Below are 26,552 nucleotides of genomic sequence, written 5' to 3'. Positions count from 1 at the left end.
TCAAGGCGTGCGCTCATCGGCCCGCTCGTCCGCGCCCAGGTCGCGGACCAGGCGATCCAGTGTGGCGTAGTACGGAACGCGTTCCGTGATGTCGTATTCGCCTGCCGCCATGTCGACCGCAACGCGGCGGCAGGTTTCAGCCTTCTCCTTCGGCGTGCCGGCGAGGAGTTTTCCCGCCTCGTCATCGCCCTGCTGGCGCACCACCTCCATCTGCCCAGCGAGCAGGCGATCCGCTGCCTGCTTGCCACTGGATTTCTGCACCGCAGCCACGAACGCGGTCTGGTACAACCGGCTGGCGTCCAGGAACACGCCGTTGCGGGCGCGGCCTTGCCAGGTTTCGAGGAGCCCCTTGCCGTCGGCCGCCGATGCGCCGGCTAGCGCATCACAGGTGGATTCCAGCGTCGAAAAATAATGCTGGAGCGTGAGCGTGAATCCGGCAGCTTCCCATCCCGCCACGATCGCATCCGAATCGGCCGCACTCACGTTCCGGGAGGCGGAGGCGGGCGCATTGCGCGCTTCATGCTTTTGGACCATGCGCGATGTGCAGCTCGGATAGGGTGGCCTCTCTCCCGGCACACGGTCGCACACCTGGATCGGCATCAGCTTCGCCAGCCGCTGCGACCACAGGTAGGCGTCGATCCGGGGCGGCGCGGACCGCGCGCGATCGCGCTCGGCCCATTGCAGTGTGTAGTAGTCATGGGCGCCCTTGACCACCACGATCAGCGCGGTTTCGCCATGGAGGGGTTTGCTGTCCGGCAACGCCCCGCAACCGGCCACGACGGCATAAGTGCCGTAGTTTTCGATGGCGGGGGCATCGAGCTCGATGCCGTAATAGGAGTCCGGACAAGTCTTCTTGAAATCCATGGCGAGGACGGACGCGAAAGCCTTCGGCGTCACCTCCGGATGGTCGGCCAAGCCGGCCGCACCCGTAAGGGTCACCATCTGCGACCAGTCATCGAGGGTATCGCCCCGAGGCACCGCCTCGAACTGGTAATGGTCCGCATGGGTTTCCTCGTTCGCGCGAACAAAGCCCGAAGGCACGCGCCACGCGACGATCTGGCTGAACACCGGCATCACCGCCACCACGGTGTCATGGTCACCGGCGTGCGCCCTTGGCACACCTGCCAGGAACGTCGTCGCCAGGGCCAGGCCTGCCGCCGCCCATCGTCTGCTTGCCATGTCCTTTCCTTGTCCAGTTGGCGAGCGCGCAGCTTAGGCGGTCCCTGCCGTGAGGCCATCAGCCGCGCGCGGCGCATGACGTAGGGCATTTCCCGATGCCTTGCGCGCCCTTTGCTCGCGGACAGAGCCGCCGCGTCGACCATGAGTGCCGACGGCCTTCCGTTCCGGTGAGCCCCTGTCACCCCGGGACGCCAATCATTTCCGCGCTTTCGGCTTCTTCGCCTTGGGCTCCGGCATGGCGTCTGCCGTCGCGACCAGGAGCGCATGCAACTGCTCCGAATCGTCGAGCAGCTCGTCGGCGACCGGATAGGGCTTGGCGCCGGGATAGGGCGGACGCCGGGGAAGGTTCGCCGTCAGCGCATGGGTGGCATCGGCCGCCTTGACGAACAGGCTGTTGTCGCAGGCGAAGGCGACGACCTTGCCGTCGATGTAGATGCCGTACTCGCCGAACATCCGCTTGAAGGTGATGCGCTCGTCCAGCCCCGATTGCTCGCCGACGTACTCGACGAAGGATCGATCTGTTGCCATCGGTTCGGCCCTCCACTGCCGCTTCAACTTGTGGGTGATGCCTGCTCATGGGCGGATGGCTTCGGAGCAAGGCGTGTGCCGTCGAATCGTCGGCTTTGAAAGAGTGCTCAGGCCCCGGGCGCCTCGTCCGCGGCCAGAACGACAAGAACCCAAAGACCGAGCACGGCGAGGAAATTGACCGTGAATACGACGCCCCTGAGCCGGACATTGCAGGTGAGGATCTGGACGCCGCTATGCAGCACCCGGCCGCCGATGAAGATCCAGGCGAGCGTCGTGGCCGCTGGAGGGTATGGGAGCTGCAGGAGCATGAGGCAGGCGGCGTAGAACAGCAGCGGCCACTCGAACTGGTTGGAGAGGTTGGCGCTGATGCGCGGCTCGACGGAGGCCCAACGGTTCTTTCCGTCCGGGCTACGTCCGATACCCCACACGGCCGGGGCGCGCGCCACCGTAAGCAACACGTAAAGGAACGCGGCGAGTGCGACGTGTGCGGCCATCGGAAGGATCAGCGCTTGCGACATTCCGTACCCCGTACCTGTGATCCGATACCGGAAAGCGGCGCGCCGTACATGCGGCCGCCGAACGACTTCAAGTCCGCCCAACAGTTGCCAGTCTATTTCCTGGGACAGCGGCACCTAGCGGCAACGATTGATCTGATCGCGCAGGGTTTCCGTGGCTTTGCGGGCGGCTTGGGCGAAATCCTCGCCGTTGCCGGCATAGAGGATGGCGCGCGAGGAGCTGATCATCAGGCCGGTGCCATCGGTCGTGCGGCCATGGCGCAGCACGGCTTCGACGTCGCCGCCCTGGGCGCCGATGCCGGGGACGAGCAGGGGCATGTCGCCGACCAGGGCGCGCACCTGCGCCAGTTGCTCGGGCCAGGTCGCGCCGGTGACCAGGGCGCAGTTGCCGTTGCCGTTCCAGTCGCGGGCGATGGTGCGCGCCAGGTGCTGGTAGAGCGGGAGGCGCTCGCCGCCGGTGCTTTCGACGATCAGGTCCTGCAGGTCGGCGGCGCCGGGGTTGGAGGTGTGGCAGAGCAGGATCACGCCCTTGTCGGCACGATCGAGGAACGGCTGGATGGAGTCGCGGCCGAGGTAGGGGTTCAGGGTGACGGCGTCGGCGCGGTAGCGCTCGAAGGCTTCGGTCGCGTAGTGCTGGGCGGTGGAGCCGATGTCGCCGCGCTTGGCGTCGAGGATCACCGGGATGTCCGGATGGGCGTCATGGATATGGGCGATCAAGCGTTCGAGCGCGTCTTCGGCGCGCAGGGCGGCGAAGTGGGCGATCTGGGGCTTGTAGGCGCAGACGCTGTCGGCGGTGGCGTCGACGATGGCGCGGCAGAAGGTGTAGACCGCGTCGGGGTCATCGCGCAGGTGGGCGGGGAACTTGGCCGGTTCGGGGTCGAGGCCGACGCAGACGAGGGAGTGGTTGCGCTGCCATGCCTGGTGCAGGGACTGCATGAAGTGCATGGAGGGCTCCTCGCTGGTCGTGTGGTTGATGCAGTTCGAGGCTAGCGTGGCCCCTCGCCCAAACCCTCTCCCCGGAGGGGAGAGGGAGCGAAGGAGGCGCTTCGCGCTGCTTTGTTTCGATTGGAGCGGGACCCCTCACCCCAGCCCTCTCCCCAGAGGGGAGAGGGAGCAGGGCGCGCGGGCTTTAGGCCAGCTTCTTGTACTTCACGCGCTTCGGGCCGGCATCGTCGCCCAGGCGGCGCTTCTTGTCGGCTTCGTACTCGTTGTAGTTGCCGGGAAAGAACTCGACGTGCGAGTCGCCTTCGAAAGCGATGATGTGCGTGGCGATGCGGTCCAGGAACCAGCGGTCATGCGAGATGACCACCGCGCAGCCGGGGAATTCCAGCAGCGCGTCTTCCAATGCGCGCAGGGTTTCCACGTCCAGGTCGTTGGACGGCTCGTCGAGCAGCAGCACATTGCCGCCCTGCAGCAGGGTCTTGGCCATGTGCAGGCGGCCGCGTTCGCCGCCGGAGAGGTTGCCGACGATCTTCTGCTGGTCGGTGCCCTTGAAGTTGAAGCGGCCGATGTAGGCGCGCGACTGGATCTCGAAGTTGCCGATGGTGAGGATGTCCGAGCCGCCCGACACTTCCTGCCAGACGTTGTTCTTGGCATCGAGCGCGTCACGCGACTGGTCGACGTAGGCCAGCTTGACGGTGTGGCCGAGCTTGACCTCGCCCGAATCGGGTTGTTCCTTGCCCATGATCATCTTCATCAGCGTGGACTTGCCCGCGCCGTTGGGGCCCATCACGCCGACGATCGCACCGGCCGGGATCTTGAACGAGAGGTCGTCGATCAGCAGGCGGTCGCCGAAGGACTTGGAGACGTTCTTGAACTCGATCACTTCATTGCCCAGCCGCTCGCCCGGCGGAATGAAGATCTCGTTGGTCTCGTTGCGGCGCTGGTACTCGACCGAGTTCAGCTCCTCGAAGCGGTTCAGGCGCGCCTTGCCCTTGGACTGGCGGCCCTTGGCGGCCGAGCGGATCCATTCGAGCTCCTTCTCGATCGCCCGCTGGCGCGACTTCTCCTGCTGCGCTTCCTGCTTGAGGCGGGCGTCCTTCTGCTCCAGCCATTCGGTGTAGTTGCCCTTCCAGGGAATGCCGCGGCCGCGGTCGAGCTCGAGGATCCACTCGGCGGCGTTGTCCAGGAAGTAGCGGTCATGGGTGACCGCCACCACGGTGCCGGGGTAGTCCTGCAGGAAGTGCTCCAGCCACTCGACCGACTCGGCGTCCAGGTGGTTGGTCGGCTCGTCGAGCAGCAGCATGTCCGGCTTGGACAGCAGCAGGCGGCACAGCGCCACGCGGCGCTTCTCGCCGCCGGACAGCGGGCCGACCTTGACGTCCCACGGCGGCAGGCGCAGCGCGTCGGCGGCCACTTCGAGCTGGCGTTCCAGCGCGTGGGCGTCGTTGGCGGCGAGCAGGTTTTCAAGCTGCTCCTGCTCCTTGGCGAGCGCGTCGAAATCCGCGCCTTCCTCGGCATAGGCGGCGTAGACCTCTTCCAGGCGCTTCTGCGCGTCGAGGATGACGTGCACGCCTTCCTCGACCACTTCGCGCACGGTCTTCTCGGGATCGAGCTGCGGCTCCTGCGCCAGGTAGCCGACCTTGATGCCCGGCTGCGGGCGCGCCTCGCCCTGGAAGTCGGTGTCCACGCCGGCCATGATCTTGAGCACCGTGGACTTGCCCGCGCCGTTCAGGCCCAGCAGGCCGATCTTGGCGCCGGGGAAGAAGCTGAGCGAGATGTCCTTGATGATCTGGCGCTTCGGGGGAACGATCTTGCTCACCCCGTTCATGGTGTAGATGTACTGCATGCTTCGGCTCCCTTAAGGGCGTCCGCGGGCCGCGGGAGCGGTCCGAGCGGATAAGGCGGGGAAATGACCGCCAATTATCGCCGATCGGGCCGCGTCTTGCCATGCGGCGAGCCCTTCGGGCCCCGACCCTCTGCGTTTTGCACGGAGCGGGGCGATGGAAGCGATCGGCATTCGGCGCGGCGCGCGGTCCGGCCTGCGATGGCTGGACCGGTGGGCGGCGCGGCAGGCGTCACGTCGCGGGCGATGGGTGGCGTTCGCTTACGAGTTCCTCTGCTTCGGACTGAAGCAGGCCTCGGCCTGCCTGTTCGGCGGACTGATGGTGGCGCTGCTGCTGGCGACCTGGCGCTGGTATCCGGCCGATGCGCCGCTGGCGCGCTACGACTTCCTCACCCTGGCTGCGATCGGCATCCAGCTGGCGCTGCTGGCGAGCCGGCTGGAGAGCCTGCGCGAGGCGCGGGTGATCGCGCTGTTCCACGTGGTCGGCACGCTGATGGAACTGTTCAAGACGGCGGTCGGTTCGTGGGCTTATCCTGAGCCTTCGCTGTTGCGTCTGGGCGGCGTGCCGCTGTTTTCCGGCTTCATGTACGCATCGGTGGGCAGCTACATCGCGCGTGCCTGGCGATTGTTCGATTTCCGCTTCAGCGGTCATCCCCGCTTCGCCCCGGCGGCCATGCTGGCGCTGGGGATCTATCTCAACTTCTTCGCCCACCATTACCTGCCGGACGCGCGGGTGCTGCTGTTCGCGGCGCTCGCGTGGCTGTTCCGGCACACCTGGGTGCACTACCGCATTCGACGCGTGCACCGGCGCATGCCGCTGCTGCTCGGTTTCGTGCTGGTGGCGCTGTTCATCTGGCTGGCCGAGAACGTGGGCACGCTCAGCCGTGCCTGGCTCTATCCGGCACAGCGCCACGGCTGGTCGATGGTGCCGCTGGGCAAGTTCGGTTCGTGGCTGCTGCTGATGGTGATCAGCTACGTGATGGTGTGGGTGCTGCACCGGCGCAAGGGAGGCGCCAGCGATCAGGCCTGACCGCGCCTGGGTCGCGCCGCCTCGAACAAGGTGCCGGCGGTGCGGGTGTGCAGCGAGGCGGCATCGAAGCCGTCCGGCAACAGACCGGCGATCTCCAGCATCACCGCGCCGTGCAGCGCCGCCCAGATCTGGTGGCCGAGCAGGGCCGGATCGGCCTCCACCGCGCCTTCGGCCACCAGCACCTCGACGTGCGCGGCGACGGTGCGCCACATGCGCGCATGGGCCTCGCGGTAGGCCGGATCGTCGCGGCGGGGCTCGGGGTACTCGAACATCAGCCGGTAGGTGGCCGTCTCGCGGCGGGCGAAGGCGATGTAGGCATCGCGCACGGCACGGCTGCGCGTGCGGCCGTCGCCGGGCGTGTCCAGGGCGCGCTCCAGCGCCTCGGAGAACCGGTGCATGCCGCGCGTGCGTACCGCGGTGACGATCTGCTCCTTGCTGGCGAAGTAGCGGTACGGCGTCATCGTGCCGCAACCCAGCTCGGCGGCGATCCTGCGCATGCTGACGGCGGCCGGGCCTTCCTCGACGAACAGCCGGGCCGCCGCCTGGCAGATGCGCTCGCGGAAGGCCTCCGCGTCCTGCTCGCTGAGTGCCCTGGGCACGTCAGTGCGCGCCGAGCGCCTTGCGGAAGAAGGCCACCGCGTTGACGTTGATGCGCTGATGCACCTTCGCGCGGTCCACGCCGGGCGGGTCCTTGCAGATCTCGCCGGCGTCCTTGGCCAAGCGGGCGGAGCAGGGTGCCAGGAAGACCCAGTGGTCGGCCTTCGGCACCTCGTGCACCTGCGCCAGCGTGCGAACGAGCGGCTTCAGGTGCAGCGCGTTTTCCGACGGCAGCAGCACGTGGTCGTGCTGGCCGTACCAGAGGTCGACCGGCCGGTCGATCGCGCCGGCACCGGCCTTGTCGAAGACCAGCGACAGCGGCGCCATCGCGAACGCGGCCTTGACGCGCGGGTCGGCGGTGTCGCCCCAGCGGGTCAGGTCATGCTGGATATCGGCCAGGACCGCCACCGCCCTGGCGCCGAGCTTCTTGGCCGGGCCGCAGGTCTCGTCATCGTCCGGGTGACGGTGGCAATAGCCGATGAAAAGATCGAAGCGCGGCTTCGCGCCCACCACCAGCAGGCTGGTGTAGCCGCCGGCCGAGAAGCCGGCGACGCCGATGCGCGCCGGGTCGATCAGCGCTTTCCAGCGTGCATCCGCCAGCACCGTATCGATGACCGCGCGCACCTGGATGGCCCGCCCGACCAGCACTTTCGACGTGGCCGAGCCGCTCTGGTCGTGGAAGTTGTCGCCGGGCTGCTCGAAGGTGGCGACGACGAAGCCGTGCCGCGCGAGGTAGCTGGCCAGGTCGTGGTGGCCCAGGTCCGAGCCGCCGTGCCCGTGCGAGATGACCACCAGCGGCCAGGTGCCGGGCGCGGCGGCGGCATCCGGCGTGGCGTCGACGTCGTAGGGCCCGAAGGCCGTCGTGCCGCGCGTCGGCGTGGACGCGGGGTAGAACACGAAGCCCGGCGTATGACCCTGGTTGACCGGGTCCGGGAAGGTGATCGGCCGGATTCCTACGCCCTCGACCGTGGCGGCGCACAGCGCCAGCGGGATCGACAGCAGGGCGGCTGCGAGCAGGCCGCACAGGCGGCGTAGGAGGGCAGGCATACGCGCGGCAGGCGTGCGGCGGGTCAGGGCCATCGGGAAGCTCCAAGGGTAGCGTGCGGCGTACGGTACGGTGTACGCGATTCCGCCGCAAGCCTCCGCAGTGGCCGGGAACCCCTGCGAGGACTACACTTTTCGGCTAATCCCCCGCTCCCCCAACACCGAGGCGACGCATGTTCCCGAAGGATTGCACGATCGAAGGTTTCGACCCCGAGCTGGCCAAGGCCATCGCCGATGAGGCGCGCCGCCAGGAGGACCACGTCGAGCTGATCGCTTCGGAGAACTACGCCAGCCCGCGCGTGATGGAAGCACAGGGCTCGGTGCTGACCAACAAGTACGCCGAAGGCTATCCGGGCAAGCGCTACTACGGCGGCTGCGAATACGTGGACGTGGCCGAGCGCCTGGCCATCGACCGCGTCAAGCAGCTGTTCGGCGCCAGCTACGCCAACGTGCAGCCGCACTCGGGCTCGCAGGCGAACCAGGCGGTATACCTGGCATTGCTGCAGCCGGGCGACACGATTCTCGGCATGTCGCTCGCCCATGGCGGCCATCTCACCCACGGCGCCAAGGTCAACATCTCCGGCAAGCTGTTCAATGCCGTGCAGTACGGCGTCAACGACCAGGGCCTGATCGACTACGACGAAGTGCAGCGCCTGGCCAGCGAGCACAAGCCGAAGATGCTGGTGGGTGGCTTCTCGGCCTACTCGCAGGTGGTCGACTGGAAGCGCATGCGCCAGATCGCCGATTCGGTCGGCGCGTACTTCTTCGTCGACATGGCGCACGTGGCCGGCCTGATCGCCGCCGGCGTCTACCCGAGCCCGCTGCCGCACGCGCACGTGGTCACCTCGACCACGCACAAGACGCTGCGCGGTCCGCGCGGCGGCATCATCGTGGCCAGCCGCGAGGCGATGGGCGAGGCGGGCGAGGAGATCGAGAAGAAGCTGCAGTCGATCGTCTTCCCGGGCATCCAGGGCGGCCCGCTGATGCACGTGATCGCGGCCAAGGCGGTGGCCTTCAAGGAAGCGCTGGAGCCGGACTTCAAGGCCTACCAGGCGCAGGTGGTGAAGAACGCGCAGGCCATGGCGAAGACGATCATCCAGCGCGGCTACAAGATCGTCTCCGGTGGCACCGAGAACCACCTGATGCTGGTCGACATGATCGGCAAGGGCGTCACCGGCAAGGACGCGGAAGCCGCGCTGGGCAAGGCGCACATCACGGTCAACAAGAACGCCGTGCCGAACGACCCGCAGAAGCCCTTCGTCACCTCGGGCCTGCGCGTGGGCACCCCGGCCGTCACCACCCGCGGCTACAAGGAAGCCGACTGCGTCGAGCTGGCCAACTGGCTGTGCGACGTGCTCGACGCGCCGGCCGACGAGGCGGTGATCGCCAAGGTGCGCGCGCAGGTCGAGGCGCAGTGCAAGAAGTTCCCGGTTTACGGCTGACCGGCACCGGATGCACTGCCCCTTCTGCCAGCACGAAGACACCCGAGTGATCGATTCGCGGCTGACCGAGGACGGCGCCACCGTGCGCCGTCGTCGCGAGTGCCCGAAGTGCGGCGAGCGCTTCAATACGTTCGAGACGGCGGAGCTCAAGCTGCCGGCGATCGTCAAGAGCGGCGAGCGGCGCGAGACATTCGACGAGCGCAAGCTGCGCACCAGCTTCGAGCGCGCGCTGCAGAAGCGGCCGGTGGCCAGCGACGACGTCGACCACGCGGTGCGCGAGATCGTCAACGACCTGCGCCGCAGCGGCGAGCGCGAGGTGCCCTCGCGGCAGGTCGGCGAACTGGTGATGCGCGAGCTGAAGAAGCTCGACCAGGTCGCTTACGTGCGTTTCGCTTCGGTCTACCGCAAGTTCGAGGACGTGCAGGCGTTCCGCGAGGAGATCGAGAAGCTCGAGCGCGACCTGCCCGAGCTGGAAAAACTGCAGCTCTCGCTGCTGGGCGGCGAAGGCGGCGAGCCGCGCCGCAACCGCAAGGGCTGACCGCCTTGCTCCCTCTCCCCCATCTTTGATAGATGCAGGGGGAGAGGGTCGGGGTGAGGGGACACTCTCGCCTCGACGCATATTCGGGCCGCGCCCGGATGCGAGACTATCGCGAGCCCGCTCCCCCACCTCGGCCCTCTCTCCGGAGGGGAGAGGAAGACAAGCATGACCTTCAACGCCGTCGACCACCTGCACATGGCGCACGCACTGCGCCTGGCCGAACGCGGGCTCTACACGACCCAACCGAACCCGCGCGTGGGCTGCGTGATCGCGCACGGCGAACAAGTAGTGGGCACCGGCTTGCACCAGCGTGCCGGCGAGCCGCACGCGGAGGTGTTCGCATTGCGCGAGGCCGGCGAGGCGGCGCGTGGCGCCACCGCCTACGTGACGCTGGAGCCGTGCGCGCATTTCGGCCGCACGCCGCCGTGCGCCGATGCGCTGGTCGCCGCCGGCGTGGCGCGCGTGGTGATCGCCGCGGAAGACCCGTTCCCGCAGGTGGCCGGCAACGGCATCGCGAAGCTGCGCGCGGCCGGCATCGCGGTCGAATGCGGCCTGCTGCGCGGGCAGGCGCGCGAACTCAACATCGGCTTCTTCAGCCGCATCGAGCGCGGCCGCCCGTGGGTGCGCGTGAAGCTGGCGATGAGCCTGGATGGCCGCACCGCGCTCGCCAACGGCGAGTCGAAATGGATCACCGGCGACGCCGCCCGCGCCGACGTGCAGCGCTGGCGCGCGCGCAGTTCCGCCATCCTCTCCGGCATCGGCACGGTGCTGGCCGACAACCCCCGACTCACCGTGCGCCTGCAGGAAAGCGGGCATGGCCACGGGAGTCGGGACGGGCAGGAGGCGCTTGCCCCGAAACCGCCATTGCGCGCGATTCTCGACCGCCGGCTCCGCACGCCGGTCGGCAGCCACGTGCTCGACCTGCTGGGTCCCACCTTGCTCATGCATGCGGCCGGTGCGCCCGTACCGCCGCATCTGGTGGAGTTCGATCGCGTCCCGTTGCCGGAAGCGTCCGGTGGCCTCGACCTGCAGGCCGCGCTCGCCGAACTGGCCCGGCGTGATGTCAACGAGGTCCACGTCGAAGCCGGTCCCACGCTGTGCGGCGCGCTGTTCGCGCAGGGGCTGGTCGACGAGCTGCTGCTCTATGTCGCGCCGGTGTTCCTGGGCGACCAGGCCCGGCCGCTGCTGCAGTTGCCGGCGCTGGCCGAGATGGCCCAGCGCTGGCAGTTGCGTACGGTGGACCGGCGGGCGCTCGGAGACGACTGGCGGCTCCTGCTGCGCCCGGGTCACGCCGGGCGCTGAGGCGACGCGGTCCCCGGCGGATCCACGAAAACCGTCTCGGCGTTCTGCTTTTCGAAAGTGACATTCACCGTGCGCCCCACGGCGCGCGTCCGATGCACCATGCCTGCCGGTACGACGATGCCCTGCCATTCGGCCAGGCTGACCTGGCGGCCGTCCCCGAACTCGATCTCGAGCTTGCCGCCGACGACGAGGAACAGCTCGTCGGATGCCGGATGGCAGTGCCAGCGGTATTCGCCCTCGAACACCGAAAGCCGCATGCAGCCATCGTTGATGTCGAACAGCACCTGGTTCTTGTACGGCTCCGTGACCAGCGCAGCCTCCGACCGGAGATCGACAACGGTCATGGCCGGGTAGATGGCCGTCTGGGCCGAATACGCCTCGGCGCTGGGATGGTCCGGTTTCACGCGCGGGTTTCCTTCAATGCAGGTAGGCGGGAAAGGAGGGTAACGCCGCGACGTCGCGTGGGTCATGGGGAATCACCACGCGTGCATGAGTGCGCCTGGCGATGGCCTCGAAGCGGGCCATGGATGCGAGCGTTGCCGCACGATCCGTATTGATCCGCGGCACCCGTCGGAACTGACGGTTCTCGCGGCTGTGGTAAAGATCGCCCGCCAGCAGCACCGTGCCGGCCTGCGGCAAGCGCACTTCCAGCACCTGGTGGCCGGGGGTGTGGCCGGGCATCGAGAGAATGCGCACGCTGCCGTCGCCGAACACGTCCGCGTCGCCGTCGATGATGCGCTTGCGCGCGTGGCACCAGGCGGCCACCGGCGCCAGCGATTCGAAGGGCGGCGGCGTGTGGCCGGTCGCGGCGACCAGCTCGCGGCGCTGCAGGATCCAGGTCGCCTTGCCGAACAGGTTGGCGTTGCCGGTGTGGTCCTCGTGCCAATGCGAGAACGCCAGGTAGTCGATGTCCACGGGCTTCAGGCCCAGCGTCCGCAGCTGGTCGACCAGCTTGACCCGCACCGTGGCGCGGATGCCGGGCGCCAGCTCGACGCCGCCGGGAAGGTCGGCGATGGCGTCGCCCAGCCCGGTATCCCACAGCAGCGTGCCCTTCGGGTGGCGGATCAGGAAGCAGGGCACCGACATCGTGCCGGACTTGCCGTCCAGCGCGCCGCTGTCGTCGAACATGCGCAGGTCGCGGATGTCCAGGCGGCCGCAGTCGAGCACGTAGAGGCGCACGTCCGGCGTCGCTCCGCCGGCGTGGGCGAGGGTGGCGAAGGCGAGCAGCAGCAGCGGCAGGAGGGCGCGCGCCGCGCCGCCGAGGGCAGCGAATCTCATGGCGTCGTCCTCAGGCGTTGAAATCGATGGCGAGCTTGCCGAAGTGCCGGCCGGCGACCAGGTGCTCGAAGGCCTCGCGCAACTGGCCGAAGCCGTAGACGCGGTCGATCACCGGCTCCATGCCCGTCGCCTCGATGGCCGCGACCATCCGCTCATGGTCTTCCAGCGGCGCGACCGAGATGCCCTGGATGCGCACGCGCTTGAGCACCACCTTCGACAGCGGCAGGGTGGCGTCCATCCCGCCGATCCAGCCGAGCACGCCGATGAAGCCGTGCATGCGCACCGCTTCCAGCGACTGCGCCAGGGTGGCCGCGCCGATGGTCTCGACCACCGCGTCCACACCGGTGCCGCCGCTGGCTTCGCGCACCAGCGCACCCCACTGCGGGTTGCGGGCGTAGTTGATGCCGACGTCGGCACCCAGCGCCTTCGCGCGCTCGAGCTTGTCGTCGCTGGAGGACAGCACGATCGCCCGCGCGCCGCGCAGCTTGGCGAACTGCAGCGCGAACAGGGACACGCCGCCGGTGCCGAGCAGCAGCACGGTCTGGCCGGTGGTGATGCGGGCCGTTTCCAGCACCTGCCAGGCGGTGAGCGCGGCGATCGGCAGCGTGGCGGCCTGCAGGCTGCTCAGGTGGCCCGGCGCGCGCGCCAGCGAGTACTGGTCGAAGCAGGCCAGTTCGCGCAGTACGCCCGGTTCCGGCCCGCCGATCTCGGCGCCTTCCCATTCCGGCCGCATCGCGCCGGCGATCCAGCGCGACTTGTAGAACGTGGTGACACGATCGCCGGGCTTGAAGCGGGTCACCGCCTCGCCGACCTCCAGCACGGTGCCCGCGCCGTCGGACACCGGCACGATCGGCAGGGAGATGCCGCGGTAGAGCTGGCCGTCGACCAGCATCCAGTCGCGGAAGTTGAGCGAGGCCGCCTCCATGCGTACCAGCACCTCGTTCGGGCCGGGGCGCGGGGCGGGCAGGTCGACCTGCTGCAGATGGTCGAGGCCGAAGGCGGAAAGCTGGATGGCGCGCATGCAGGGGCTCCGTGATGGGGACGGATGCCATGGTCCCGCCATCGGGGGCTTGCGATAATCCACACGAATGGGTGATCTTTTGTTCATTCCATGAATCAATCCTTCGACCTCACGCCGACCCGCCTGCGCGAACTGCGCGCCTTCGCCGCGGCCGCGCGGCGGCTGAACTTCTCGCGCGCGGCGCTGGAAGTCGGCTGCACGGCGTCGGTGCTGAGCCGGCGCATCGCGGCGCTGGAAGAGGCGGTCGGTGCCCGGCTGTTCCTGCGCACCACCCGGCGCATGGCGCTGACCGCCCGCGGCGAGCAGCTGCTGGCGCAGTGGCAGCGCATGGAAACGGTGATGACCGACCTGGCCGCCGGCCTGCGCCCGCCGGGCGGCGAACTGGCCGGCCGGCTGTGCGTGCACCTGCCGGCGAACTACGGCCGCTATTGCGTGGCGCCGCTGCTGGCCGACTTCATGCGCGAGCATCCGCGCGTGCGCATCGAGGCGAACTACGATGACGCCTACGTCGATATGGTGGCGGGCAAGGTGGACCTCGCGGTGCGGCTGGGACGGCTGGCCGATGTGCAACTGGTCGCGCGCCGGGTGGGCACGATGCGCGTGTTTCCCTGCGCTTCGCCCGATTACCTGGCCGCGGCGCCACCGCTGCGGGACCCGGCCGATCTGAAGGCGCACCGCTGCATCACCTTCAGTGGTTATCGCCGCGGCACCCTGTGGTCGTTCAGCCGGCAGCGCCAGCGGCGCTCGGTGCGGATCGATCCGGTGCTGACCTGCAACGACGCGCAGGCGATCCGCGACGCGGTGCTGGCCGGCGTGGGCGTCGGCCTGCAGGGCGACTACATGGCCGACGGCCTGGTCGCCGAGGGGCGGCTGGTCGACCTGTTCCCGGACTGGCAACTGCCGTCCTTCCCGATCCACCTGCTGTGGCTGCCCGGCGCGGACCGCACGCCGGCGTTGCGCCGGCTGATCGATCACCTGGCCGGCGCCCTGGTACAGGCCTGAGCGGTCCGGTGCTGCTAGACTTCGCCCGCCGGCGTTGCCGGCGAACGTCTTCAGGGCGGGGTGGAATTCCCCACCGGCGGTAGGTGTCCGGATGGATGAGAAGGACACGAGCCCGCGAGCGCCCTCGCCATGCGAGGGGTCAGCAGATCCGGTCCGATGCCGGAGCCGACGGTCGAGCCGCACCGGTCATTCGGGGCGGCCCACAGTCCGGATGAAAGAAGACGGCAGACCGCATCGCTGCGTGGCCCAAGGCCATGGCGGTGCGTCGGCCTCATGCCTTGAGGCGTTTTTCGCTGACCCCATGCGGAGAACGTTTCATGTCCCTTGTCGCTTGCATTGCAGCCGCCTCCGGCCGGAGGGTGCGCTGATGTTCACCGGCATCATCCAGACCGTGGGTTCCATCGCGCGGCTCGAACCCCGTGGCGGAGACGTGCGCCTGCACGTCGATACTGCCGGGCTCGACCTCGCCGACGTGCAACTGGGCGATTCGATCGCCGTGTCCGGCGTGTGCCTCACCGCCATCGCGCTCGCCGAACGCGGCTTTGCCGCCGACGTGTCCAACGAGACGCTGTCGCTGACCACGCTGGGCCAGCTCAAGGCCGGCGATCCGGTCAACCTGGAAAAGGCGCTGCGGCTGGCTGACCGCCTCGGTGGCCACCTGGTCTCGGGCCACGTGGATGGCGTCGGCAAGGTGGTTTCCATCACGCCCGACGCGCGCTCGCAGCGCTGGACCTTCGAGGTGCCGGCGAACCTGGCGCGCTACATCGCCGCCAAGGGTTCGATCTGCATCGACGGCACCAGCCTCACCGTCAACGAGGTGGCCGGCACCCGCTTCGGCGTGAACCTGATCCCGCACACCGTGGCACACACGGCTTTCCACGCCAGACGTGCGGGGGATGCGGTGAACATCGAGGTGGACGTGATCGCGCGCTACGTCGAACGGCTGATCGGCAGCGGCCAGACACCGCGGCTGGACGAGGCGTTCCTCAGGCAGCACGGCTTCGCCTGACCTTCAGCCCTTTCCCGCCGGGAGAGGGCAACCCCCAACGGACTGCATGCATGGCCTTCAACACCATCCCCGAAATCCTCGAAGACCTCCGCGCCGGTCGCATGGTCGTGATGCTCGACGACGAAGACCGCGAGAACGAAGGCGACATCGTCATGGCCGCGCAGATGGTGCGGCCGGAGGACGTCAACTTCATGGTGCGCGAGGCGCGCGGCCTGCTGTGCCTCACGCTCACCGAGCAACGCACGCGCCAGCTGGGCCTGAAGCCCATGGTCAGCGACAACACCTCGCCCTACCACACCAACTTCACCGTCTCGATCGAGGCGGCCGAGGGTGTCACCACCGGCATCTCGGCGCACGACCGCGCGCGCACCATCCAGGTGGCGGTGAAGTCCGACGCCAGGCCGCAGGATCTCTCGCAGCCGGGCCACATCTTCCCGCTCACCGCGCAGCCCGGCGGCGTGCTCACCCGCGCCGGCCACACCGAGGCCGGCTGCGACCTGGCCGCGCTGGCGGGACTGGAGCCCTCGGCGGTGCTGATCGAGATCCTGCACGAGGACGGCTCGATGGCGCGCCGCCCGGAACTCGAGCTCTTCGCGCAGAAGCACGGCCTGAAGATCGGCACCATCGCCGACCTGATCCGCTACCGGCTGGAAACGGAGAAGACCATCCAGCGCGTGCACGAAGAAGACGTGCAGACCGAGTTCGGCCCGTTCCGCCTGGTGGCGTATCGCGACGCCATCCGCCACGGCCTGCATTACGCGCTGGTGCGCGGCACGGTCGACGACGGTACGCCGGTGCTCACCCGAGTTCACGTGCGCAACACGCTGTCGGACGTGCTGCACCTGACCCGTGAGGACCTCGGGCTGACCGTCACTAGCGCGCTACGCCGCATCGCCGACGAGGATCGCGGCGTGTTGCTGGTGCTTTCCGGCGAGGACACCCCCGATGCGCTGCTGGCTCGGCTGAAGCGCCAGCCGGTGGCGCTGGCGCCGGAGGATGCGCAGCAGCAGGAATGGCGCCAGCTCGGGCTGGGCGCGCAGATCCTCACCGACCTGGGCGTGCACAAGCTGTGCGTGATGGGCACGCCGCGCAAGCTGGTCGGCCTGGCCGGCTTCGATCTGGAAGTGGTGGAGTACGTCTGAGGCCGGGATCGACGAGCCGCCCGAAATCCAGCCATGCCTTAGGATGACCCGCACTTCACCGCCATCACGCCCATGCCCGACGCCCGCATCCGCCTGATCGCCCCTTCCGGCTACGCCCACGACCCCGCCGCGATGGCGCGCGGCGTGGAGCGCCTGCGCGAGGCCGGCTGCACCGTCGAGGGGCTCGAGGTCCTGGACCGCGCGCAGCTGCGCTTCGCCGGCAGCGATGCCGAGCGTGCCGGTGACATCGATGCGCTGGCCACGCTCGACGAATTGCCGGACATCGCCCTGGTCACCCGCGGCGGTTACGGCGCGGCGCGCCTGCTCGGCCGGCTCGACTACGGCACCCTGCGCGAGCGCCTGGCCGGCTCCAGCCTCGCGATGGTCGGCCACAGCGACTTCACCGCGCTGCAGCTGGCGCTGTACGCGAAGAGCGGCGTGCGCAGCTTCGCCGGCCCGCTGCTGGCGGACCTCGGCGCCGAAACGTTTCCGGCATTCACCTGGGAGCATTTCTGGAACACGCTCACCGCGGCCGGTTGCGGGGCCAACTGGTCCGGCGCGAGCGTTGCCGATGTGGACGTGCAGGGCACGCTGTGGGGTGGCAACCTGGCGGTGCTGTGCAGCCTGCTGGGCACGCCTTACTTCCCGGCGATCGAAGGCGGCATCCTGTTCGTCGAGGACCTGGGCGAGCCGCCGTTCCGCATCGAGCGGTTGTTCTACCAACTGCAACTGTCTGGCGTGCTCGCCAGGCAGCGCGCGCTGCTCGTGGGTGACTTCCACGCCTGCCGCCCGGGGCCGCGCGACAACGGCTACGACCTGGACGAGGCCTTCGCGCAGCTGGCGCGGATGGCCGGCATCCCGGTGATCCACGGCCTGCCGCACGGCCACGCGTCGCGCCAGCTCACGCTGCCGTTCGGCGGCCAGGCGCGGTTGCGCGTCGCCGGCGGCGAGGCGCGGCTGGAATGCACGGACTACCCGCACCTCCGGACACCGTAGGGTGGACTTCAGCCCACCATGCCTTTCACGCCGAACGGCGGTGGGCTGAATCCGCCCCTACGCTGGCCCCACACCCCTCTCGCAAAATGCGTGATCGCATCTTGCAAACTGTGGGATGTACGCAAAATGCGTAAAATACCCGGCCCCGCAAGGGCTTCCCGTCAGTCCAAGGATCCGCAATGAAGATCATCGAAGGCGACTTCGCCACGCCCACGGGCCGCTTCGCCATCGTCGCCGGCCGCTTCAACGGCTTCGTCGTCGAGCCGCTGGTGGCTGGCGCGCGCGACGCGCTGGTGCGCCACGGCGTCAAGGACGAGGCGATCGACCTGGTCCGCGTGCCTGGCGCCTGGGAGATCGCGCTGGCCGCGCACCGGCTCGCCAACTCGGGTAGCTACGCAGCGGTGATCGCGCTGGGCGCGGTGATCCGCGGCGCCACGCCGCACTTCGACTACGTCGCCGGCGAGTGCGCCAAGGGCCTGGCCCAGGCCGCCTACAGCTCAGGCGTGCCGGTGGCCTTCGGCGTGCTGACCGTCGACAGCATCGAGCAGGCGATCGAGCGCGCCGGCACCAAGGCCGGCAACAAGGGGGCCGACGCCGCGCTGGCCGCGCTGGAGATGGCCAACCTGTACGGGAAGCTGTGATGGGCGCCCCGCAGGGCATCGACCTGGCCGCCCGTTCGCGCGCCCGCCGCCGCGCGTTGCAGGCGCTGTACGCATGGCAACTATCCGGCAGCCACATGAAGGCGGTGATCGTCCAGTTCCGCCACGAGCAGGACATGGAAGTGGCCGACCTGGAGTACTTCGAGGACCTGCTGCACGGCGTGGAGCAGCACGTCGACGAGCTCGACGTGGCGCTCAAGCCCTACGTCGACCGCGAGGTCTCGCAGATCGACCCGATCGAGCGCGCCGCATTGCGCCTGGCCGCCTACGAACTGAAGTACCGCCTCGACGTGCCCTACCGCGTGGTGATCAACGAGGCGATCGAAGTGACCAAGCGCTTCGGCGCCGACCACGGGCACAGCTACGTCAACGGCGTGCTGGACAAGCTCGCCGGCGAACTGCGCGCCGCCGAGAAGGGCGCGCGCTAGTTCCGTAGGGTGGGCTTCAGCCCACCATGCAGGTACGACGATGGTGGGCTGAAGCCCACCCTGCATCCGCTTACGGTTCGCACTTGCGGCTGTTGTCGGCGATCGCCGCGATCCGCCAGTGGCCGTCCACCCGCACCAGGTTGAACACGTCGATGCCGCAGTGGTGCGGCTTGCCGTCGAGCAGGAAGGTGTAGGGCGCCCACACCACCGCCAGGTCGTGGTCGACCATCACCTGCGGCTTGCTGATCCGTTCCTCGATGCGCTGCTTGCCCGGCTTCACGTGATCGACGAAGTCGCCGAGGGTGAGCTGCACCGGCTTGCCCTCGCGCATCAGCGTCGCCGTGCCTGCAGGCAGCACTTGCGCGCGCATGCCCGCCTGGTCATAGCGCGCCATCGCATCGAAGAACGCGTGTACCGGCTCGAGCACGCCGGGCGAGGCGGGCGTGTCCGCCACGGCGGCGACGCAGACCAGGGCAAGGCCGGCCAGCAGCGGTGCCAGGCGCTGATGGCTGCCGCGGAGCATCGCAGCGACAAAGGCGCCGCCGTGGCGGATCAAGGTTGTGCGCATGGTGTGTCATCTCCCCGGAAATGGCTGGATTCTAGCCAGCACGGGCGTAGCCAGGCGCATGCCCTTCGGCATGGGCGAAGCAATGCGAGGCTTGCATTCGGACGGGTCCAGATGGTCTGCTTGCGCGTTGCCCTGGCTTCGACCGACCCGCATGGAATTCCGCCTGATCGACCGCATCCGCGAACGCACCGCGCTCACGCGCGGCGATGTGCGGCTGGGCATCGGCGACGACGCCGCGCTGCTGGCAGTGCCGGCGGGGCAGGAACTGGCGGTGGCGATCGACACCCTGGTCGAGGGCGTGCACTTCCCGCACGGCACGCCGCCGCGGGATATCGGCTGGAAGGCGCTGGCCGTGAACCTGTCCGACCTCGCCGCGATGGGCGCCATGCCGGCCTGGGCCCTGCTCGCGCTGACCCTGCCGCAGGCCGATGACGCCCGTGTGGATGGGCTCGCCGAAGGCTTCGCGCAACTGGCGCAGGAGCATGGCGTGGCGCTGGTCGGCGGCGACACCACGCGTGGCCCGTTCTGCCTCAGCGTCACGGTGCACGGCTTCGTGCCGCCCGGCCAGGCGCTGACGCGCGCCGGCGCGCGCGCGGGCGATGCGGTGTACGTCACCGGCACGCTCGGCGGCGCCGCCGGCGGCCTGCGGCTGGTGCAGGGCAAGCTGCCGTTCGATCCGGACGACGAAGCGCACCGCGCCCTGCGCGCGCGGCTGGATCGCCCGACGCCGCGCGTGCGCACGGGCCGGGCGTTGCGCGGGCACGCCAGCGCCTGCATCGACGTCTCCGACGGCCTGCTCGCCGATCTCGGACACCTGTGCGCCGCCAGTGGCGTGGGTGCGGAGATCGATCCCAACGCGCTGCCGCTGTCGTCCGCGCTGCGCGGCGTGTTCGGCAGCGCCGCGGCGCGCGAGCTGGCGCTGTCCGGCGGCGACGACTACGAGCTGTGCTTCACCGTGCCGCTGGCCGCCGTCGGCGCCATGCACGCGGCGCTGGCGGCGGTGGACGGCAAGGCCACGCGCATCGGCACCATCGTCGAAGGGCAGGGCGTGCGTGCGCGGGGCGACGCGCCGCTGGCCACCGCGCGGGGTGGCTGGGATCATTTCGCGCTGTAACGCAAGGGACGCCATGACCGACCGCAAGAAACTCACCGCCGATCAGCGCCGACGCCTGCTGGCTTCGCCTGCCGGCTGGATCGCCTGCGGGCTGGGTTCGGGCCTGGCGCCGGTGGCGCAGGGCACCTTCGGCTCGCTGGCGGCGATCCTGCCGTGGCTGGCGCTGCGTCACCTGGCCGTGCCGCTGTACCTGCTGGTGCTCGTCCTCGCCTTCGCGCTGGGCACGTGGGCCTGCAGCGTCGCCGGTCGCGCGCTGGGCGTGGACGACCACCGCAGCCTGGTGTGGGACGAGTTCGTCGGCCAGTGGCTCGCGCTGCTGCCGCTGCTGGCGGTGCCGGCGCCGTGGTGGATGGTCGCCCTCGGCTTCGCGTTGTTCCGCCTGTTCGACGTGTGGAAGCCCTGGCCGATCGGCTGGCTGGACGGCCATCTGAAGGGCGGCCTGGGCGTGATGGTCGACGACGTGGTGGCCGGGGTGTACGCAGCGATCGTGCTGGCGGGGATCGCCACGTTCCTGCATTGAGCCTGCGCGGCGGCTTCGCTGCATCTTGAGGCGTCGCCACGCATACTTCGGAGCCGTCTTTCCGCCCGGAGAACCGCCATGCTCTACCGCCGCCTCGGCCGTACTGGCCTGCAACTGTCCGCGCTGTCGTTCGGGGCGTGGGTCACCTTCGGCCGGCAGGTGGGGCGCTCGCAGGCGCGCGAGCTGCTGGCGCTGGCCTACGACCAGGGCGTCAACTTCTTCGACAACGCCGAGACCTACAACCACGGCGAGGCCGAGCGGCTGATGGGCGACGTGCTGGCCGACCTGCGTTTCCCGCGCGACAGCTACTGCGTGTCCAGCAAGGTGTTCTTCGGCGCGGTGGAAAAGCCGAAACCCACCCAGCGCGGGCTCTCGCGCAAGCACGTCATCGAGGCCTGCCACCAGGCGCTGGAGCGGCTGCGGGTCGACCACCTGGACCTGTACTTCTGCCACCGGCCCGATCCGGACACGCCGATCGAGGAGACGGTCGCCGCGATGGACACGCTGGTGCGCCAGGGCAAGGTGCTGTACTGGGGCACCAGCGAGTGGCCGGCCGAGGCGATCGCCGAGGCGCACCGCATCGCGCGCGAGAATCACTGCTACGCGCCCGTCGCCGAGCAGCCGCAGTACAACCTGCTGCACCGCGAACGGGTCGAACGCGAGTACGCGCCGCTGTACGAACGGTTCGGCATGGGCACCACCGTGTGGTCGCCGCTGGCGTCCGGCCTGCTGGCCGGGCGCTACAACGAAGGCATTCCGGACGACTCGCGACTGGCCCAACCCGGCTACGAATGGCTGCGCGAGGCGGTGCTGGGTTCGGGGCGCGAGCGGGTGGAGCGGGTGCGCCACCTGGCCCCGATCGCGCAGGAGCTCGGCGCGAGCCAGGCCCAACTGGCGCTGGCCTGGTGCCTGGCCAACCCGCACGTGTCCACCGTGCTGCTGGGCGCGAGCCGGCGCGAACAACTGGAGCAGAACCTGGCCGCGCTGGCGCTGGTGCCGCGGATCGATGCGGCCCTCAAGCAGCGGATCGAGCAGGCAGTGGGGTAAAGGCAAAACAAGGGCTTGACGTTCAAATGAGAATTATTATCATTCATACGTCAACCACCGGAGCCGCGCCATGTCGACCAGCGTCCCATGCCTTTCCCCGCCATCCCTTGCGCTTGGCGCACCGCGCCGGGCGCGTTCCGAAACCGCGGTGCGCCGTGTTTCCTCGGGCCAGTTGCTGCCCGACGGGGCGCGCGAGCTGGTGATCCAGCACCAGGGCGGCGAGTACCACCTGCGCCTGACCCGCAACGACAAGCTGATCCTCACCAAGTAAAAGGCGGCATCCTGCGAGGGCGCCATCCGCCCTCCGGATGCGCCGCGAAAGCGGTTGGCGGCGTTTCGCGCATGTGCCGCCAACTCCACCGTCTCTCCCCGCCCAAGCCAGCCGCCAGCCAGCCGGGTGCCTTCCTCAGGAGGTTCCTCGTGTTCGGTCGTTTCGCGTTACTGAGTGGATGCGGGCGTCGTTCGCCGGCCGCGCACGGATACGTGCTGGCGATGCCGCCGCGCGCGCTGGCCCGCTGGCTTCCGCAACTGGGCGGCGTGCTCTATCTCGCGCCACGGCAGCGGGATAAACCGGAAGGGCAGCAGGCGGCCGGCCTGCTGCTGGAACAGGCGGACCTCGCGCCGCTGCAGCGCAGCCGCCGCCTGCACGTGGTGAGCGCGGTGACGCCGGACGGCCCACGTGAATGGGCCGACGTGCTCGACGCGCGCGGCCGCGCCTGTGCCCGGATCTACCTGCTGCCGGGCACCGACTACTGCGCCTGGGACGCCATGCTCTGCTCGGCTGCCGACTGCGTGGCCGTAGCGGCGGCGAGGCCCGTCTTCATGGCCGCGACGGCGCGGCTGGGGCGCTTCCGCCACCGGCGCCTCGCCGGCCTGGACGTGCTCGGCGTGGAAGACTGCGCGTCCTGCCGGCTGGACTGGCGCGTGGCCGGCGAGATCGTGCGCCACGAAGCGGTGGCGCTCCCGGCCGGCTGACGTCCGGGGTGGTGCGTCCGCCGCTTGTCCGCCTGTCCGTGCCGGTGTCCGCGGACAGCGGACACGGCCATCGGGCGGGGCATCGAAGCAAGGCAGCACAAGGGTTTGTGGCGTCCGGACGCGGCTGGCACGGCGATTGCTCAATCCGCCGTAGCCATCCGCCAGGAACGCCCGATGATCCGCGACACCTCCGCTCAAGACCGCATGGTCGAGGTCAAACCCAACCGCAAGCGCCAGATCCTGTTCGGCGGCATCGGCCTGGCCGTGCTGGTCGCGCTGGCGCTGGCGCTGCCCACGGCGATGCGGCTGTTCTCCGCCGACGCCTCGGTAAGCGCCTCGCGGCTTTCCTTCGGCACCGTCGAACGCGGCCTGTTCGTGCGCGACATCGCGGCCGAGGGCAAGGTAGTGGCGGCGGTCAGCCCCACGCTCTACGCCACCTCCGGCGGCGCGGTGACGCTGAAGGTGCACGCGGGCGACACGGTGAAGAAGGGCCAGGTGCTGGCGGTCATCGACAGCCCCGAGCTCACCAACAAGCTGCTGCAGGAAGAATCCAACGCCGACGCGATGGAAGTGGAATACCAGCGCGCGCAGATCGATGCGCGCAAGCAGCGTTCGGCCCTGCAGAAGGCGTTCGACAACGCGCAGATCGACCAGCAGGCGGCCGAGCGCGACCTCGCCCGCAACGAGAAGGCGTTCAAGCTCGGCGCCGTCTCCGGCATGGACGTGGACCGCGCCAAGGACACCCTGCAGAAGGCCAAGCTGACCACCCTGCACGCCAAGAGCGACCTGGGGATGGACAACGACAGCCTGAACTTCGACATCAAGTCCAAGAAGCTCGCGCACGAGCGCCAGGAGCTGCTGGTCAAGGACCTGCAGCGCCAGGTCGACGACCTCAACGTGAAGTCGCCGGTCGACGGCCAGGTCGGCCAGCTGTTCATCGCCGAGCGCGCCACCGTCGCCAAGGACGCCAAGCTGGTCAGCGTAATCGACCTGTCCGCGCTGGAAGTGGAGATGCAGGTGCCGGAAAGCTTCGCGCGCGACCTCGGCATCGGCATGTCCGGCGAGATCACCGGCAACGGCCACACCTGGAAGGGCCTGGTCAGCGCGATCTCGCCCGAAGTGGTCAACGGCGAGGTGGCCGCGCGGCTGCGCTTCGAAGGCTCCACGCCCAAGCAGTTGCGCCAGAACCAGCGCCTGTCCGTACGCATCCTGCTCGACAAGCGCGACAACGTGCTGACCGTGCAGCGCGGCTCCTTCGTCGACGAATCCGGCGGCAACTACGCCTACGTCGTGCACGACGGCATCGCCGAGAAGAAGCCCATCCGCGTCGGCGCCTCGAGCATCGACAAGGTCGAGATCCTCGACGGCCTGAAGGAAGGCGACAAGATCGTGATTTCCGGTACCGACAACTTCAAGGACGCGGCCAAGGTCGCCATCAGCGATTGATCCGAAGCGGGGAACGGAGCATGGGGAACAGGAACGAACTGAGCGGAGGCGGCCCTGCTGCCGTGGAAGCCTCCGCAGCGGTGCCCCCCAGACATCGCAACCTGCCTCTTCCCGTTCCCCATCCTCCGTTCCCTGCCTGACTTACCACCACCACCGAAGGACGCAACCATGCTCAAGATGACCCACCTGTCCAAGGTCTACCGCACCGAAGTGGTGGAGACCTACGCCCTGCGCGATTTCAACATCGACGTCAAAGAGGGCGAGTTCGTCGCCGTCACCGGTCCGTCCGGCTCGGGCAAGACCACCTTCCTGACCATCGCCGGCCTGCTGGAGACCTTCACGGGTGGCCACTACCACCTCGACGGCATCGAGGTGAGCCAGCTCAACGACAACGCCCGCTCGAAGATCCGCAACGAGAAGATCGGCTTCATCTTCCAGGCGTTCAACCTGATCCCCGACCTCAACGTCTACGACAACGTCGAGGTGCCGCTGCGCTACCGCGGCATGAAGGCCGCCGAGCGCAAGCAGCGCATCATGGACGCGCTCGAGCGCGTGGGCCTGGCCTCGCGCGCCAAGCACTACCCGGCCGAGCTCTCCGGCGGCCAGCAGCAGCGCGTCGCCATCGCCCGCGCACTGGCCGGCAGTCCGCGCCTGCTGCTGGCGGACGAACCGACCGGCAACCTGGACACGCAGATGGCCCGCGGCGTGATGGAACTGCTGGAGGAGATCCACCGCGAAGGCGCGACCATCGTGATGGTGACCCACGATCCGGAGCTGGCCGCGCGCGCCCAGCGCAACGTGCACATCATCGACGGCCAGGTGGTGGACCTGTCCGAGGAGCCGCGCTTCCACGCGCACAACGCGCGCGTCGCGGACGCCTGACGCTCTTGCTTGGAACCCCTCGCCGGCATTCCGGCGAGGGCCGGGAGAGGGAAGGTTTTCTCCTCGCCGTGGAAGCCGGGCCAAGGCCTTCCCTCTCCCCATTCGACGGCAGCGATACGACCACTCCTGCGCCCTCCGCGCAGGGGCGGGAGCAGGTGCGGCAATTCCACCTCATCGGAACTTCGACATGTTCGCCTACTACTTCCAGCTTGGCCTGCGCAGTCTCCGCCGCAATCCGCTGCTCACCGCGCTGATGGTGATGGCGATCGGTTTCGGCGTGGCGGCCTCGATGATCACCTACTCGGTGTTCCGCGCCACCGCCAACAATCCGATTCCGCAGAAGTCCGACCAGCTCTACGCGGTGCAGATCGCCAACTGGAAGGCGGACGACCTGGACAAGGGCGAGCCGCCCTCGGCGATCACCTACACCGATGCCATGGCCTTCATGCAGGCGCACAAGGCGAAGCGGCAGACCGCGCTGTACCCGATCGCGCCCTCGGTGATCCCGGCCGACGCCAGCCGCCTGCCGATCGAGGAAAACAGCTACGCCTGGTACGGCGACGCCTTCGCCATGTTCGACGTGCCGTTCCTCTACGGCGGCCCCTGGACCCAGGCGCAGGACGACGCGCGCGCCGCGGTGGTAGTGATCGGCAAGAAGCTCAACGACAAGCTGTTCAACGGCACCGACAGCGTCGGCAAGACGATCAACCTCGACGGGCACGACTACCGCATCACCGGCGTGATCGACGAGTGGGACCCGCAGCCGCTGTTTTTCGATCCGGTCAACACCGGCGGTTTCGGCGATCCGATCGGGCTGTTCATTCCGTTCACGCGCGCGGTCGACCTGAAGATGGGTACGGCGGGCAACAACAACTGCAACGACACCCCGGGCTCGGGCTGGGATGCCTGGATCCGTTCCGAGTGCATCTGGATCGAGTACTGGGCCGAGCTGCCCACCACCGCCGATGCCGCCGCCTACAGGCAGTGGCTGACCGGCTATGCGGCCGAGCAGCAGCGCGCCGGCCGCTTCAAGTGGGCGCCGAACGTGCGCCTGCGCAACGTGACCGACTGGCTGGACTTCAACAAGGTGGTGCCGCCGGAGTCGAAGATCTCGCTGCTGGTGTCGCTGGGCTTCCTGCTGATCTGCCTGGTCAACACCATCGGCCTGCTGCTCGCCAAGTTCATGCGCCGCTCGCCGGAGATCGGCGTGCGCCGCGCGCTGGGCGCCTCGCGCCGGGAAATCTATGCGCAGTTCCTGATCGAGGCCGGCACCGTGGGCCTGACCGGCGGCGTGCTGGGCCTGCTGCTGACCGGCCTGGGCGTGCTCGGCGTGGGCTGGGTGTTCGACGAGCAGATCGCGCGGCTGGCCACGCTCGACGGCTCGTTGATCGTGCTGACTCTCATCGCCGCGGTGGCGGCGACCCTGCTGGCTGCGTTCTATCCCACCTGGCGGGCCGCGCAGGTCCAGCCGGCCTGGCAATTGAAGTCCAACTGAGGCGACGACG

General features: G+C 69.0%; 29 protein-coding genes and 1 riboswitch. Of the genes, 18 read left to right on the top strand and 11 right to left on the bottom strand.

Annotation, left to right across the window (positions count from 1 at the left end):
- The 5 genes from AAIL17_RS03160 to ettA form a co-directional block, all read right to left on the bottom strand.
- Entirely contained in the window at positions 1 to 1,179 is a 1,179-nt protein-coding gene (locus AAIL17_RS03160; protein ID WP_424681362.1) for a hypothetical protein, read from the bottom strand.
- Between the two features lie 195 nt (positions 1,180 to 1,374).
- Entirely contained in the window at positions 1,375 to 1,707 is a 333-nt protein-coding gene (locus AAIL17_RS03155; protein ID WP_424681361.1) for a TfoX/Sxy family protein, read from the bottom strand.
- A 107-nt stretch (positions 1,708 to 1,814) separates the two neighbouring features.
- Positions 1,815 to 2,225, bottom strand: coding sequence for an MAPEG family protein (locus tag AAIL17_RS03150; protein WP_424681360.1), 411 nt, complete (start codon positions 2,223 to 2,225; stop codon positions 1,815 to 1,817).
- A gap of 114 nt (positions 2,226 to 2,339) precedes the next feature.
- The gene (gene pyrF, locus AAIL17_RS03145) at positions 2,340 to 3,167 is read right to left on the bottom strand and encodes an orotidine-5'-phosphate decarboxylase (RefSeq protein WP_424681359.1); all 828 of its coding nucleotides are present in this window, start codon (positions 3,165 to 3,167) and stop codon (positions 2,340 to 2,342) included.
- A 184-nt stretch (positions 3,168 to 3,351) separates the two neighbouring features.
- Positions 3,352 to 5,010 (bottom strand): energy-dependent translational throttle protein EttA, encoded by a 1,659-nt coding sequence (ettA, locus tag AAIL17_RS03140; protein ID WP_424681358.1) that lies wholly within the window; start codon positions 5,008 to 5,010, stop codon positions 3,352 to 3,354.
- Positions 5,011 to 5,164: 154 nt separating this feature from the next.
- On the opposite strand from ettA, the gene AAIL17_RS03135 reads away from it, so the two are divergent.
- Complete coding sequence (locus tag AAIL17_RS03135) at positions 5,165 to 6,037, top strand: DUF817 domain-containing protein (protein ID WP_424681357.1); 873 nt, start codon at positions 5,165 to 5,167, stop codon at positions 6,035 to 6,037.
- Here the strand turns inward: AAIL17_RS03135 and AAIL17_RS03130 are convergent.
- Both AAIL17_RS03130 and AAIL17_RS03125 read right to left on the bottom strand, forming a co-directional pair.
- Complete coding sequence (locus tag AAIL17_RS03130; protein WP_424681356.1) at positions 6,028 to 6,636, bottom strand: TetR/AcrR family transcriptional regulator; 609 nt, start codon at positions 6,634 to 6,636, stop codon at positions 6,028 to 6,030. The two genes, AAIL17_RS03135 and AAIL17_RS03130, sit on opposite strands and share 10 nt — an antisense overlap.
- A gap of 1 nt (position 6,637) precedes the next feature.
- Positions 6,638 to 7,714, bottom strand: a complete 1,077-nt coding sequence (locus tag AAIL17_RS03125; RefSeq protein ID WP_424681355.1) for an alpha/beta hydrolase family protein — start codon at positions 7,712 to 7,714, stop codon at positions 6,638 to 6,640.
- Between the two features lie 137 nt (positions 7,715 to 7,851).
- On the opposite strand from AAIL17_RS03125, the gene glyA reads away from it, so the two are divergent.
- From glyA to ribD, 3 genes are all read left to right on the top strand, one after another.
- Complete coding sequence (glyA, locus tag AAIL17_RS03120; protein ID WP_424681354.1) at positions 7,852 to 9,120, top strand: serine hydroxymethyltransferase; 1,269 nt, start codon at positions 7,852 to 7,854, stop codon at positions 9,118 to 9,120.
- A gap of 10 nt (positions 9,121 to 9,130) precedes the next feature.
- Positions 9,131 to 9,658: a transcriptional regulator NrdR gene (nrdR, locus tag AAIL17_RS03115; protein ID WP_424681353.1), complete on the top strand. Its 528-nt coding sequence runs from the start codon at positions 9,131 to 9,133 to the stop codon at positions 9,656 to 9,658.
- Between the two features lie 165 nt (positions 9,659 to 9,823).
- Entirely contained in the window at positions 9,824 to 10,960 is a 1,137-nt protein-coding gene (gene ribD, locus AAIL17_RS03110; RefSeq protein WP_424681352.1) for a bifunctional diaminohydroxyphosphoribosylaminopyrimidine deaminase/5-amino-6-(5-phosphoribosylamino)uracil reductase RibD, read from the top strand.
- Here the strand turns inward: ribD and AAIL17_RS03105 are convergent.
- From AAIL17_RS03105 to AAIL17_RS03095, 3 genes are read right to left on the bottom strand one after another with little or no spacing between them, the layout of a single operon-like run.
- Positions 10,945 to 11,364 carry a cupin domain-containing protein gene (locus AAIL17_RS03105; RefSeq protein WP_424681351.1) on the bottom strand — a complete coding sequence of 140 codons (420 nt, stop codon included), beginning with the start codon at positions 11,362 to 11,364 and terminating at the stop codon, positions 10,945 to 10,947. The two genes, ribD and AAIL17_RS03105, sit on opposite strands and share 16 nt — an antisense overlap.
- A gap of 13 nt (positions 11,365 to 11,377) precedes the next feature.
- On the bottom strand, positions 11,378 to 12,238 hold the full coding sequence (locus tag AAIL17_RS03100) for an N-acyl homoserine lactonase family protein (RefSeq protein ID WP_424681350.1): 861 nt from the start codon (positions 12,236 to 12,238) through the stop codon (positions 11,378 to 11,380).
- Positions 12,239 to 12,248: 10 nt separating this feature from the next.
- Positions 12,249 to 13,259 carry a zinc-dependent alcohol dehydrogenase family protein gene (locus AAIL17_RS03095; RefSeq protein ID WP_424681349.1) on the bottom strand — a complete coding sequence of 337 codons (1,011 nt, stop codon included), beginning with the start codon at positions 13,257 to 13,259 and terminating at the stop codon, positions 12,249 to 12,251.
- 90 nt (positions 13,260 to 13,349) lie between these two features.
- Between AAIL17_RS03095 and AAIL17_RS03090 the strand changes: the two genes are divergently transcribed.
- The 6 genes from AAIL17_RS03090 to nusB all read left to right on the top strand — a co-directional run bounded on the left by AAIL17_RS03090 (position 13,350) and on the right by nusB (position 18,495).
- On the top strand, positions 13,350 to 14,261 hold the full coding sequence (locus tag AAIL17_RS03090) for a LysR substrate-binding domain-containing protein (protein ID WP_424681348.1): 912 nt from the start codon (positions 13,350 to 13,352) through the stop codon (positions 14,259 to 14,261).
- A gap of 42 nt (positions 14,262 to 14,303) precedes the next feature.
- Positions 14,304 to 14,488, top strand: a riboswitch (FMN riboswitch).
- Between the two features lie 140 nt (positions 14,489 to 14,628).
- A complete protein-coding gene (locus AAIL17_RS03085; RefSeq protein ID WP_424681347.1) occupies positions 14,629 to 15,270 on the top strand; it encodes a riboflavin synthase in 642 nt (213 codons plus the stop codon).
- Positions 15,271 to 15,320: 50 nt separating this feature from the next.
- A complete protein-coding gene (gene ribBA, locus AAIL17_RS03080; protein ID WP_424681346.1) occupies positions 15,321 to 16,412 on the top strand; it encodes a bifunctional 3,4-dihydroxy-2-butanone-4-phosphate synthase/GTP cyclohydrolase II in 1,092 nt (363 codons plus the stop codon).
- A 72-nt stretch (positions 16,413 to 16,484) separates the two neighbouring features.
- Positions 16,485 to 17,408, top strand: a complete 924-nt coding sequence (ldcA, locus tag AAIL17_RS03075) for a muramoyltetrapeptide carboxypeptidase (RefSeq protein WP_424681345.1) — start codon at positions 16,485 to 16,487, stop codon at positions 17,406 to 17,408.
- 179 nt (positions 17,409 to 17,587) lie between these two features.
- On the top strand, positions 17,588 to 18,049 hold the full coding sequence (gene ribE, locus AAIL17_RS03070; protein ID WP_424681344.1) for a 6,7-dimethyl-8-ribityllumazine synthase: 462 nt from the start codon (positions 17,588 to 17,590) through the stop codon (positions 18,047 to 18,049).
- Entirely contained in the window at positions 18,049 to 18,495 is a 447-nt protein-coding gene (gene nusB / locus AAIL17_RS03065) for a transcription antitermination factor NusB (RefSeq protein WP_424681343.1), read from the top strand. Before ribE ends, nusB begins: the two co-directional genes overlap by 1 nt.
- 70 nt (positions 18,496 to 18,565) lie before the next feature.
- Here the strand turns inward: nusB and AAIL17_RS03060 are convergent, their stop codons facing one another.
- On the bottom strand, positions 18,566 to 19,063 hold the full coding sequence (locus AAIL17_RS03060) for a nuclear transport factor 2 family protein (protein WP_424681342.1): 498 nt from the start codon (positions 19,061 to 19,063) through the stop codon (positions 18,566 to 18,568).
- Positions 19,064 to 19,214: 151 nt separating this feature from the next.
- Here AAIL17_RS03060 and thiL point away from each other — a divergent pair, with 151 nt between their 5' ends.
- From thiL to AAIL17_RS03020, 8 genes are all read left to right on the top strand, one after another.
- Positions 19,215 to 20,177 (top strand): thiamine-phosphate kinase, encoded by a 963-nt coding sequence (gene thiL / locus AAIL17_RS03055; protein WP_424681341.1) that lies wholly within the window; start codon positions 19,215 to 19,217, stop codon positions 20,175 to 20,177.
- A 13-nt stretch (positions 20,178 to 20,190) separates the two neighbouring features.
- Complete coding sequence (locus tag AAIL17_RS03050) at positions 20,191 to 20,697, top strand: phosphatidylglycerophosphatase A family protein (RefSeq protein ID WP_424681340.1); 507 nt, start codon at positions 20,191 to 20,193, stop codon at positions 20,695 to 20,697.
- A 78-nt stretch (positions 20,698 to 20,775) separates the two neighbouring features.
- Positions 20,776 to 21,744 carry a potassium channel beta subunit family protein gene (locus tag AAIL17_RS03045; RefSeq protein WP_424681339.1) on the top strand — a complete coding sequence of 323 codons (969 nt, stop codon included), beginning with the start codon at positions 20,776 to 20,778 and terminating at the stop codon, positions 21,742 to 21,744.
- A gap of 148 nt (positions 21,745 to 21,892) precedes the next feature.
- On the top strand, positions 21,893 to 22,015 hold the full coding sequence (gene hemP / locus AAIL17_RS03040) for a hemin uptake protein HemP (protein WP_424681338.1): 123 nt from the start codon (positions 21,893 to 21,895) through the stop codon (positions 22,013 to 22,015).
- Between the two features lie 149 nt (positions 22,016 to 22,164).
- A complete protein-coding gene (locus tag AAIL17_RS03035) occupies positions 22,165 to 22,719 on the top strand; it encodes a hypothetical protein (RefSeq protein WP_424681337.1) in 555 nt (184 codons plus the stop codon).
- A gap of 174 nt (positions 22,720 to 22,893) precedes the next feature.
- The gene (locus AAIL17_RS03030; RefSeq protein ID WP_424681336.1) at positions 22,894 to 24,165 is read left to right on the top strand and encodes an efflux RND transporter periplasmic adaptor subunit; all 1,272 of its coding nucleotides are present in this window, start codon (positions 22,894 to 22,896) and stop codon (positions 24,163 to 24,165) included.
- Positions 24,166 to 24,333: 168 nt separating this feature from the next.
- On the top strand, positions 24,334 to 25,047 hold the full coding sequence (locus tag AAIL17_RS03025) for an ABC transporter ATP-binding protein (protein ID WP_291194288.1): 714 nt from the start codon (positions 24,334 to 24,336) through the stop codon (positions 25,045 to 25,047).
- A gap of 187 nt (positions 25,048 to 25,234) precedes the next feature.
- The gene (locus AAIL17_RS03020) at positions 25,235 to 26,542 is read left to right on the top strand and encodes an ABC transporter permease (protein WP_424681335.1); all 1,308 of its coding nucleotides are present in this window, start codon (positions 25,235 to 25,237) and stop codon (positions 26,540 to 26,542) included.
- Positions 26,543 to 26,552: the final 10 nt, after the last annotated feature.

Source organism: Frateuria sp. YIM B11624 (assembly GCF_049727805.1).
In the GTDB taxonomy this organism is placed as follows: domain Bacteria; phylum Pseudomonadota; class Gammaproteobacteria; order Xanthomonadales; family Rhodanobacteraceae; genus Frateuria_A.
Note: the sequence above shows the minus strand (reverse complement) of the source record. Positions and strands in the feature narration are given on the sequence as shown.

Coding starts and splice junctions, on each gene's coding strand:
- AAIL17_RS03160 (WP_424681362.1), bottom strand. CDS start 1,179: ATGGCAAGCAGACGATGGGCGGCGGCAGGCCTGGCCCTGGCGACGACG.
- AAIL17_RS03155 (WP_424681361.1), bottom strand. CDS start 1,707: ATGGCAACAGATCGATCCTTCGTCGAGTACGTCGGCGAGCAATCGGGG.
- AAIL17_RS03150 (WP_424681360.1), bottom strand. CDS start 2,225: ATGTCGCAAGCGCTGATCCTTCCGATGGCCGCACACGTCGCACTCGCC.
- pyrF (WP_424681359.1), bottom strand. CDS start 3,167: ATGCACTTCATGCAGTCCCTGCACCAGGCATGGCAGCGCAACCACTCC.
- ettA (WP_424681358.1), bottom strand. CDS start 5,010: ATGCAGTACATCTACACCATGAACGGGGTGAGCAAGATCGTTCCCCCG.
- AAIL17_RS03135 (WP_424681357.1), top strand. CDS start 5,165: ATGGAAGCGATCGGCATTCGGCGCGGCGCGCGGTCCGGCCTGCGATGG.
- AAIL17_RS03125 (WP_424681355.1), bottom strand. CDS start 7,714: ATGGCCCTGACCCGCCGCACGCCTGCCGCGCGTATGCCTGCCCTCCTA.
- glyA (WP_424681354.1), top strand. CDS start 7,852: ATGTTCCCGAAGGATTGCACGATCGAAGGTTTCGACCCCGAGCTGGCC.
- nrdR (WP_424681353.1), top strand. CDS start 9,131: ATGCACTGCCCCTTCTGCCAGCACGAAGACACCCGAGTGATCGATTCG.
- ribD (WP_424681352.1), top strand. CDS start 9,824: ATGACCTTCAACGCCGTCGACCACCTGCACATGGCGCACGCACTGCGC.
- AAIL17_RS03100 (WP_424681350.1), bottom strand. CDS start 12,238: ATGAGATTCGCTGCCCTCGGCGGCGCGGCGCGCGCCCTCCTGCCGCTG.
- AAIL17_RS03095 (WP_424681349.1), bottom strand. CDS start 13,259: ATGCGCGCCATCCAGCTTTCCGCCTTCGGCCTCGACCATCTGCAGCAG.
- AAIL17_RS03090 (WP_424681348.1), top strand. CDS start 13,350: ATGAATCAATCCTTCGACCTCACGCCGACCCGCCTGCGCGAACTGCGC.
- AAIL17_RS03085 (WP_424681347.1), top strand. CDS start 14,629: ATGTTCACCGGCATCATCCAGACCGTGGGTTCCATCGCGCGGCTCGAA.
- ribBA (WP_424681346.1), top strand. CDS start 15,321: ATGGCCTTCAACACCATCCCCGAAATCCTCGAAGACCTCCGCGCCGGT.
- ldcA (WP_424681345.1), top strand. CDS start 16,485: ATGCCCGACGCCCGCATCCGCCTGATCGCCCCTTCCGGCTACGCCCAC.
- ribE (WP_424681344.1), top strand. CDS start 17,588: ATGAAGATCATCGAAGGCGACTTCGCCACGCCCACGGGCCGCTTCGCC.
- nusB (WP_424681343.1), top strand. CDS start 18,049: ATGGGCGCCCCGCAGGGCATCGACCTGGCCGCCCGTTCGCGCGCCCGC.
- AAIL17_RS03060 (WP_424681342.1), bottom strand. CDS start 19,063: ATGCGCACAACCTTGATCCGCCACGGCGGCGCCTTTGTCGCTGCGATG.
- thiL (WP_424681341.1), top strand. CDS start 19,215: ATGGAATTCCGCCTGATCGACCGCATCCGCGAACGCACCGCGCTCACG.
- AAIL17_RS03050 (WP_424681340.1), top strand. CDS start 20,191: ATGACCGACCGCAAGAAACTCACCGCCGATCAGCGCCGACGCCTGCTG.
- AAIL17_RS03045 (WP_424681339.1), top strand. CDS start 20,776: ATGCTCTACCGCCGCCTCGGCCGTACTGGCCTGCAACTGTCCGCGCTG.
- AAIL17_RS03030 (WP_424681336.1), top strand. CDS start 22,894: ATGATCCGCGACACCTCCGCTCAAGACCGCATGGTCGAGGTCAAACCC.
- AAIL17_RS03025 (WP_291194288.1), top strand. CDS start 24,334: ATGCTCAAGATGACCCACCTGTCCAAGGTCTACCGCACCGAAGTGGTG.
- AAIL17_RS03020 (WP_424681335.1), top strand. CDS start 25,235: ATGTTCGCCTACTACTTCCAGCTTGGCCTGCGCAGTCTCCGCCGCAAT.